The sequence below is a fragment of the Corynebacterium sp. TUM25020 genome, from assembly GCF_056388495.1.
On the sequence record NZ_JBWJFG010000007.1, the window covers coordinates 77,051 to 85,701 of the forward strand.

Below are 8,651 nucleotides of genomic sequence, written 5' to 3' on the forward strand. Positions count from 1 at the left end.
GGGTTTTCACTTCTCTCTTAGGGCGGGTTGCAAACGGAGGCGTCATGAAGAAAAACCAGTGAGCACTTGGCGGGCGGTGCTGTGTGGGTCGGGGGAGTTCATAAAGCCCCGCACAATCGCCACGCCAGCTACTCCGGTAGAGGCGAGGTCGCGTGCGTCCTCAGCGCGCACGTCGCCAATGGCAACTACCGGGACGCGCGACGCTTCCACCAGCGCAGGGTAACCCGCCAGCCCGAGCGGCTCACGGCCGGAATTTTTGGTGGGGGTGGGGCGGAAAGGTCCGGCACCAATGTAGTCGATCACGTCGGCGTATTCGTTTGCCTGCTGTACGAGTGGCAGGGTGCCGGTGGTGAGCCCGATGATTGCGTCGTCTCCCAGCACAGCGCGTGCCAGGCGCGGGTCGAGGTCATCCTGGCCGATGTGAACACCGTGGATATGGTGATGGCCCATCAGGGCAGCAGCAACGTCCACGCGGTCGTCGATCAAGACCTTGGTAGCTGGGTTGACAGCTGCGACGGCGGCCGCGACCTCAATCGCGAGTGCGGTGAGGTCCCGCACGCTAATGGGCTTGCTACGTACCTGCACAACACCGGCGCCACCGGAGGCTGCTGCTGCGGCGACATCCACCACCTTCTCGTGGGGTGTGCCCGTCACCAGATAGCAACGTAGATCTAGCTGATCTGCGCGCGAGTGATTAGCGCTCACCTTGCGCTGCCGCCTCCTTCTGCAGATCCTCGGCAACTTCCTTGGCTTCGTCGCGGTTCAGGTACAGCTGGGAGCCCGCGCGGCGGAACTCCTCAGCCATTTCCTCTTCGCCCTCAGCACTCTGTGCTGCGTCGACGCTCTGTCGACCGAAGCCCGGCAGGCCCAGATCCTTGACCAGGGACTGCTTTTGGTCGGTGGCCAGCGCTTCGTCGATCTCGTCGCCGAAGGCATCGCGGATGTCCTGGCTGATGCGCATGGAGCAGAACTTCGGGCCACACATGGAGCAGAAGTGTGCCGTCTTCGCCGGCTCGGCAGGCAGCGTTTCATCGTGGTACGCCTGCGCGGTATCCGGGTCCAGGGAAAGAGCGAACTGGTCGTGCCAGCGGAACTCGAAGCGAGCCTTGCTCATGGCATCGTCCCACTCGTGGGCGCCCGGGTGTCCCTTGGCGACATCGGCAGCGTGTGCGGAGACCTTGTAGGTGATGACGCCGGTCTTTACGTCGTCCTTGTTCGGCAGGCCCAGGTGCTCCTTCGGGGTCACGTAGCACAGCATTGCAGTGCCACCCATGGCGATGTTCGCCGCACCGATGGCAGAGGTGATGTGGTCATAGCCCGGAGCAATGTCCGTCACCAGTGGTCCCAGGGTGTAGAACGGTGCACCACCGCACCATTCCTGCTCCTTTTCGTTGTTGACCTGCACCATGTTCAGCGGCACGTGACCGGGGCCTTCGACCATGACCTGCACGTCGTACTCCCAAGCGCGGTGGGTGAGCTCACCGATGGTCTTCAGCTCTGCGAACTGGGCGGCGTCGTTGGCGTCCGCAATGGAGCCCGGGCGCAGGCCATCGCCCAAAGAGAATGCCACGTCGTATTTGGCGAAGATCTCACATAGCTCGTCGAAGTTCTCATAGAGGAACGACTCCTTGTGGTGCGCCAGGCACCAGCCGGCCATGATGGAACCACCGCGGGAGACGATGCCGGTGACGCGCTTCGTGGTCAGCGGCACGAACGGCAGGCGCACGCCTGCGTGGATCGTCATGTAGTCCACGCCTTGTTCGCACTGCTCAATGACGGTATCGCGGAAGATCTCCCAGGTTAGGTCCTCGGCTACGCCGTCGACCTTCTCAAGTGCCTGGTAGATCGGCACGGTACCGATCGGTACAGGGGAGTTCCGCAGAATCCATTCGCGGGTGGTGTGGATGTCGTTACCGGTGGAAAGATCCATTACGGTATCCGCGCCCCAGCGGGTCGCCCAGCGCAGCTTATCCACTTCCTCGCGAATAGAGGAGGTGACGGCGGAGTTACCGATGTTGGCGTTGATCTTGGTGGTGAAGGCGTTGCCGATAATCATCGGCTCGGACTCCGGGTGGTTGATGTTGTTCGGAATAATGGCCTTACCGGAGGCCACCTGTTCGCGAACCTTCTCTACATCACAGTGCTCACGGAGCGCTACGAACTCCATTTCCGGGGTGATGATTCCCTGGCGGGCATAGTGCATTTGGGTAACACGCTTACCCTCCTTTGCACGCAGCGTGGCGCGGGTAGAACCCTTCCACTCTTCGCTGGCCTGTCCGCGCTTGACGGCACGGTTGCCGTCATCCAGTAGGTTGCGACGACGACCGTCGTAGGCCTCCACATCGTCACGGGCTTCGATCCATTCGCTGCGCAGTCCCTGCAGCCCCTCGGTGGGTTCCGCCCACGGGCCGCGGGTGCGGTAGATCCTCACCGGCTCATTCGGGCCGGTCGGCGAGTCGTCCAATTGGATCTCAGTCTCCGGCACCTGCAGCGTGAAGGTCTTGCCGAAGGATTCCACCGTTTTCTCGATGGGGGAGAAGCTGTGCTTCGGGTGAATCTCCGCGCCGTACTCGTCGGTGGGGGTGATGTTCTGGGTAGACGTATCCGTCATTAAGACTCTCCTGACTCTTCCTTCGCTGGTTCTAACCAGACAGGTTCTAGCGGTACTCGCGCGGGGCTTCAGCGCGATCTCAGCTCGATACCTCGAGCGCCCGTGTTCGGTTGTGCTCTCCACTGTAACGCACCTCTCACAAGCTTGTAGTTTTGCCCTGTCTGCTTGATCGGTTTGGCCTGAAAAGTAGCTGCGTGTGAAATAAGATCAGGCCTATGACGAGCACATTCCCCAGCAGCTTGAACGCCAATGACGGCAAAAAGAGCAGTTCAAAGTTTTTCCTTGTGGTTGTGTTGCTGCTGATAGCAGTAGGTGCTTATGTGGTCGGCTCGGGGAATTTCCCCGGCGGTCTTACCGGATCTGGCGGGAAGTCTTATGACACCAGCAAGCCTTTGAAGATTGTCGCTGCTACAGAGCTGTCGGATATGGAACCGTTTATCGAACAGGCTTCCTCGGACTTGGGGTTCGAGATTGAAATGGAGTACGACAGTGGCACTCTCGTCAACACTCGTAACCTGGTGGATGGTGATTATGGGGATAAGTATGACGCCACCTGGTTTGCAACCAACGCGTTTGCCAGAGCGGAGGGCTCATCCCCGCAGTCCGAAGATCACAGCATTGCCCGTTCGCCGGTAGCTCTGGGGCTCAAACAGGACGCGGTCAATCGCTTGGGGTGGCGGTACAAAGACGTCAAGTGGTCGGATATCGCTGAGGCCGTAAAGCGCGGTGATCTGACGTTCGGCATGACAGATCCGCAGGAATCCAACTCCGGTTTCCTTACTCTTCTTTCGGTCGCCGCGGCACTAAGCAACTCTCCGCAGGGGCAGAAGTTCGATCTTTCGACGGCATTTCTCGACAAGCCACGCATGAAGGACTTCTTCTCCGGGCAGACGATCACTTCCGGATCCTCCGGTTGGCTGCGCGATACCTTCGTAAAGAACCCTGGCAAGGCGGATGGCATCTTTAACTATCAATCCGTTCTGCAATCAATGAAGGAAAACGATGGGGTGGATATTGAGGTAATCGTCCCCGGGGATGCCGCGGGCGCTGCCGATTACCCCCTCTCGGCGCTCACGAAGCCCGGCGAAACGGAGCCTGAGGCGGACACCATAGCGAAGGTCGAAGCCCTAGCCGATTGGTTTAAAGAGCACAGCGAAGAGGTAGGAGAGCGAACCCACCTGATCGTTTCGGGCAAGGACGCGGAAAACAAGGGCTCCCAAAACTACTACGAGTATCCGACATCGAAGGATCACATACGTTCTCTTGTCAGCCTGTATCGGGATGACCTTCGCCGCCCCGCTGACAGCAATTTCCTGCTCGACACGTCCGGCTCGATGCGAGGCAACCGGCTGGCAGATCTGAAGGGCATCCTGAACAGGCTTATCGACGGCACCGCAGGTGAAGACGGTAATCCGAAGGGATTCGGCCGTCGCGAAACGATCACCCTTATGCCTTTCAGTAGCAAGGTTGCCGATGGATACACCCAGGAGCACTACGACCCGGACAGCGCGGAGCAGAGTCGAGGCCTGCGGGATTACGTCAATGGTCTGCAGCCCCGTGGTGAAACTGCGATTTATGACGCCGTGTTGCGCGCCTACGACCGTGTGGGTGAAGGCGGCGGTTCCCTGAATTCGATTGTGCTGATGACCGATGGTGAGTCGAACTCCGGCACGAATCGCCAGGAGTTCATCACCAAGATGAAGCGCAAGATGGCCGAGACTGACCGCAAGATCCCGGTGTTCGTCATCCTCTATGGGGAGGCCAGCGAGGAGGAGATGAACTTCCTGGCGGACTTCACCGGTGGCAAGGTTTTCAACGCTCGTAGCGGTGATCTGTCTAAGGCGTTCGAAGAGATCCGCAGTTACCAGTAGGCCGCAATCAGTAAGACAGGGTAGGAAAGAAACCATGAACTCCAAGTACTTTCCGAAAATCGTTGCTGGGCTTGTCGTTTTCGTCGCGATCGTGGGCTTGCATGCTGCGGTGGATCTAGGATCTCTGTGGATCGTCGTGGCGGGAGCCCTCGCCGGTGCTGCTGGGATGCTCATGCCGGAAGGACAGGAACAAAAGTCGCTAGAGGGGAAGCCAATCCAGGATGGGAAGCACTCTCTGGAAAAGAAACGGCACGAACCTTTTAGTAAACCAGCTCCCGCGTTCTATGAGGTTCCTACCGAGTCCCTACAGGGCATCCGCACCCACTCTAAGCATCTCAAAGAATCCGTGCGCGTCTCCGGCCAGCAGCGCCAAGAGTTCTACGCGGATCTCGATCATTTCTACAGCACGTGCAAGGACGTTGTGCACGAGTGGGATCACTTGGCTGCGGATCCGCCGCAAGAGAACAAGGTTCGCCGCATTTTGGACGTCTATTTCCCAGAGACCTGCCGAATTCTTGATGACATGCCGACTGCAACGCATAACCAGGCCGTTGAGGATTTCCGTGCTTCGCTGGCAGTTTTGCAATCGGAAATGGACAAAGTCCACCAAGCGATCATGCAAGATAACCTCCAAGAGCTGAAGGACAATCGCACATTCCTAGAACTAGAATTCGGCGTGCTACGGAAGCCCGAGGAATGAGTATAAATCAATTAGGTTTCAAGATAATGCATCGGTTAGCGCACAAATAGAGTTGAAGAAATGACTAATGCTTTCTCCAAAAAGACCGCCAGTATTCTCCTCGTATTTATCCTTGTTGTGTTTTTTGTGGCTGTGGGGACTGTAGCCAAAAACGTGATGGAGGAGAAGATGAGCGCCCGCTGCGGATAGTGATGGCGAATGACATTCCATTCAGTCCGTTCCTGTGGGTGGAAGCGAAGCGTGACTACGGAATGCAAGTCGAGATTGACCGCGGGGGAGACACAGTTGAGCTTTCCCGGAAGATTGCTAATGGGGAGCTAGGGGATGAGTACGATGCAGTCTGGTTGGCGACTAACTCCTATGTGAACCTGCAAAACAATGAGGCGCTCGGAGAGAGCTACGGGTTGGCTTCGGATACGTTGGGGCTCGCATTAAGGAGCAAAGACCTGGATCGTTTGGGATGGCGGAAGAAGCAAGTTACGTGGAACGATGTCCGGGAAGCGGTCACAAGGGGAGACCTAACTTTTGGTATGGCAGATCCGGGCAAATCCAACCTGGGGATGCAGTCTCTGATCGGCATACTATACAAGATCGGGGGCTTGCAATCAGATGACTTAGCAGAAGAGGTTGCAGGTAAAGTTCATCCTCAATTGAAGAAGTTTTTCGGCGCTCAGGTGCTTTTAAGCGATACTTCTGATGAATTGTATGACAGATTCTCTGCTACAGATGATGTTGCTCAAGCAGTTTTCGCGTTTTCTTCTGATGAGAAACTTTTAAGGGATAACGGAGAAATTACCTTTGTTATCCCCGCTGACAGGATCGGGTTTAACGACTTTCCGATTTCGGTGATCAAGAATCCAGATGACGAAGAAGCTGAGGCTTCTGCTCATGCTAAGACGAAAGCCTTCGCTGATTGGATCACTCAACATGGCAACGAACTCCGGGATAAAATACGAGTTGAATTGGGCGACTCACCTGGGCAACGCCGTGCTGATACAACCACTCATAAGCTCCCTAGCTCCAAGCAGGAGTTCGATAACACATTGCGCTTTTATCGGGAGGAGCTGCTTCGCCCCAGAGACATCAACCTGCTAGTCGACGTTTCCGCTTCCATGCAAGGGGAAAACCTTAGGGAAGTAAAGAAGGACGTACTCGATTTGCTTGGTGAACAAGCGGGGGTCGATGGCAGAGCGGTAAATATCACAACATCCAGTACATCCTCGAGCAAAGCGTTCACCCAAAAGGACTATTCCTCAGATGATCCAAAGCATGCACGCGCTCTAAAGGATTACGTAGACCGTATGGCGCCCCGGCAAGAGGCCAATATCTATTACCAGCTGTACAGGGAATACCTGCGAATTCCGCGAAGAGGAAACTTGATTCAAGGACAGTCAATAGTCTTGCTGACTAGTGGAGCACCTGCCAAAGGTGTGGACTATGCGGAATGGTCGCACGAACTGAGGGACAGGGAGCGCAAGGAGGGGGTAATTTTCCCCGTATACATCGTCCATTACGGCAATGAAAACGCAGAGGACATGCAGCGTCTTGCTGAAGAGACCGGCGGTGAAGTCTTTAAGGCCAAAGAGGGCGGCCTGGCCACTGCCCTGGACAGGGCCAGTAAGTATTGGGCTACGTAGGGGGCGTCACTAAGAGAGTAGCCCAAGCCACCAGCTAGACTGGGCAACATGATTGACCAGAAGCTCCTAGAGATCCTCGCGTGCCCCATCGACAAGCAGCCGCTGGAGGATCACGGTGACTATTTGGTGAACCCCCGCCTGAGTAAGGCCTATCCGGTGCAGGATGGTATCCCGGTGCTGCTGGTCGAAGAAGCTCAAGACTGGCCGGTCAAGTAACCCCGTCAAGTAGCAACGCATAAAAGAGGAACGAGAACGAATACGCATGAGTGACAACAAGAACATCATTGACGAGTTGCAGTGGCGCGGCCTGATTAATCAGTCCACGGACCTGGAGGCGTTGAAGGAGGCCACGCAGGATCCCATCACGCTGTACTGCGGTTTCGACCCGACGGGTAGCTCCCTGCACGCGGGCCACCTGGTGCCGCTGATTATGTTGAAGCGCTTCCAGCAGTTCGGCCACCGCCCGATCACCCTGGCTGGTGGCGCGACCGGCATGATCGGCGACCCGCGCGATGTGGGCGAACGCTCCATGCTTTCCGAAGAGCAGATCGGTGAGAACATGGTGGCCATCAAGAAGCAGCTGGAGGCATTCGTCGATTTCACCGGCGAAAACGACGTGGACAGCCCGGCCGTGATGGTTAACAACGCTGACTGGATCAGCCAGATGAACGTCATTGAGTACCTGCGCGATGTCGGCAAGAACTTCTCGCTGAACACCATGCTGGACCGCGATACCGTGAAGCGCCGCTTGGAATCGGATGGCATTTCCTACACCGAGTTTTCCTACATGCTGCTGCAGGCTAACGACTACGTGCACCTGCACAACGAGTACGACTGCGTGCTGCAGATCGGCGGTGGCGACCAGTGGGGCAACATCGTTTCTGGTGTGGATCTGAACCGCCGCGTGAACGGTGCCAAGGTACACGGCCTGACCGTGCCGCTGGTCACCGATGCGGAGGGCAACAAGTTCGGCAAGTCCACCGGCGGTGGCAAGCTGTGGCTGGATCCGCAGCTTACCAGCCCGTACTCCTGGTACCAGTACTTCATTAACGCTGGTGATTCCGTGGTGATTGATTACCTGCGTTGGTTCACCTTCCTTTCCCAGGAGGAGATCGCGGAGCTGGAGCGCAAGGTCGCCGAGGAGCCCTTCAAGCGCGAGGCGCAGCGAGTTCTGGCCCGCGAGATGACCACTCTGGTGCACGGCGCTGCTGCCACCGAGGCCGTGGAGTTGGCCGCCCAGGCGCTGTTCGGCAAGGCTGAGCTGCAGGATCTGGACGAGGCCACCCTATCTTCCGCACTGCAGGAAACCGAGGTTGCCGAGGTCGGTCCCGATGTCACCATCCTGGACCTACTCGTCGAGTCCGGTCTGGAGAAGTCCAAGGGTGCCGCCCGCCGTACCGTCGGGGAGGGTGGCGCTTACGTGAACAACCAGCGCATCGAGGACATCGAATGGTCCCCGTCCGCCGACGATCTGCTGCACGGATCGTGGCTGGTGCTTCGCAAGGGCAAGAAGCGTTTCGCCGGTGCGCGTGTTGGGGCTTCTTCATAGTGACGCCACGCCACACGGCCTATAACGGCTAAAGCGATCCCTTGGTAGTTGCGTTTTTGCGCTTCTACCAGGGGATTTGTGTGTTTGTTGGGGCGGGTGTACATTAAATCAAGTCGCCGAGAGCGAGCAGGACAAAGATTCTGACTTAGACGATCGGTGTGCGTAGGTTGTTTGAGAACTCAATAGCGTGATGAACCAAGTTTAGATACTTTGTTGACCAACCTTTGTGTTGATTCTGATGCATTGTATGTCTTTTGCTTTGTGACTTGTTTCAGCTTCTCGT

At 57.0% G+C, this 8,651-nt stretch carries 8 protein-coding genes; 6 read left to right on the plus strand and 2 right to left on the minus strand.

Going from position 1 to position 8,651, the window contains the following annotated elements:
* Nucleotides 1–42: 42 nt before the first annotated feature.
* Together AC05K6_RS08485 and thiC are read right to left on the minus strand one after the other, a co-directional pair.
* Entirely contained in the window at nucleotides 43–705 is a 663-nt protein-coding gene (locus AC05K6_RS08485) for a thiamine phosphate synthase (protein ID WP_476728313.1), read from the minus strand.
* Nucleotides 695–2,611, minus strand: coding sequence for a phosphomethylpyrimidine synthase ThiC (gene thiC, locus AC05K6_RS08490; RefSeq protein WP_293791946.1), 1,917 nt, complete (start codon nucleotides 2,609–2,611; stop codon nucleotides 695–697). The genes AC05K6_RS08485 and thiC overlap by 11 nt, the downstream gene beginning before the upstream one ends.
* 215 nt (nucleotides 2,612–2,826) lie before the next feature.
* Between thiC and AC05K6_RS08495 the strand changes: the two genes are divergently transcribed.
* Genes AC05K6_RS08495 through tyrS form a run of 6 tightly spaced genes read left to right on the plus strand, consistent with a single transcriptional unit; the run spans nucleotide 2,827 to nucleotide 8,368 of the window.
* Nucleotides 2,827–4,482: a vWA domain-containing protein gene (locus AC05K6_RS08495; protein WP_408925789.1), complete on the plus strand. Its 1,656-nt coding sequence runs from the start codon at nucleotides 2,827–2,829 to the stop codon at nucleotides 4,480–4,482.
* A gap of 34 nt (nucleotides 4,483–4,516) precedes the next feature.
* Nucleotides 4,517–5,182 (plus strand): hypothetical protein, encoded by a 666-nt coding sequence (locus AC05K6_RS08500; RefSeq protein ID WP_035002562.1) that lies wholly within the window; start codon nucleotides 4,517–4,519, stop codon nucleotides 5,180–5,182.
* Between the two features lie 60 nt (nucleotides 5,183–5,242).
* The gene (locus tag AC05K6_RS08505) at nucleotides 5,243–5,371 is read left to right on the plus strand and encodes a hypothetical protein (protein ID WP_476728314.1); all 129 of its coding nucleotides are present in this window, start codon (nucleotides 5,243–5,245) and stop codon (nucleotides 5,369–5,371) included.
* 2 nt (nucleotides 5,372–5,373) lie between these two features.
* Nucleotides 5,374–6,819, plus strand: a complete 1,446-nt coding sequence (locus AC05K6_RS08510; RefSeq protein ID WP_476728315.1) for a vWA domain-containing protein — start codon at nucleotides 5,374–5,376, stop codon at nucleotides 6,817–6,819.
* A 48-nt stretch (nucleotides 6,820–6,867) separates the two neighbouring features.
* On the plus strand, nucleotides 6,868–7,035 hold the full coding sequence (locus AC05K6_RS08515) for a Trm112 family protein (protein ID WP_408925787.1): 168 nt from the start codon (nucleotides 6,868–6,870) through the stop codon (nucleotides 7,033–7,035).
* Nucleotides 7,036–7,081: 46 nt separating this feature from the next.
* Entirely contained in the window at nucleotides 7,082–8,368 is a 1,287-nt protein-coding gene (gene tyrS / locus AC05K6_RS08520; RefSeq protein ID WP_408925786.1) for a tyrosine--tRNA ligase, read from the plus strand.
* Nucleotides 8,369–8,651: the final 283 nt, after the last annotated feature.

Excerpts from the sequence above, each read along its gene's own strand:
- thiC (WP_293791946.1), bottom strand. The coding sequence starts at position 2,611 with ATGACGGATACGTCTACCCAGAACATCACCCCCACCGACGAGTACGGC.
- AC05K6_RS08495 (WP_408925789.1), top strand. The coding sequence starts at position 2,827 with ATGACGAGCACATTCCCCAGCAGCTTGAACGCCAATGACGGCAAAAAG.
- AC05K6_RS08500 (WP_035002562.1), top strand. The coding sequence starts at position 4,517 with ATGAACTCCAAGTACTTTCCGAAAATCGTTGCTGGGCTTGTCGTTTTC.
- AC05K6_RS08505 (WP_476728314.1), top strand. The coding sequence starts at position 5,243 with ATGACTAATGCTTTCTCCAAAAAGACCGCCAGTATTCTCCTCGTATTT.
- AC05K6_RS08510 (WP_476728315.1), top strand. The coding sequence starts at position 5,374 with ATGGCGAATGACATTCCATTCAGTCCGTTCCTGTGGGTGGAAGCGAAG.
- AC05K6_RS08515 (WP_408925787.1), top strand. The coding sequence starts at position 6,868 with ATGATTGACCAGAAGCTCCTAGAGATCCTCGCGTGCCCCATCGACAAG.
- tyrS (WP_408925786.1), top strand. The coding sequence starts at position 7,082 with ATGAGTGACAACAAGAACATCATTGACGAGTTGCAGTGGCGCGGCCTG.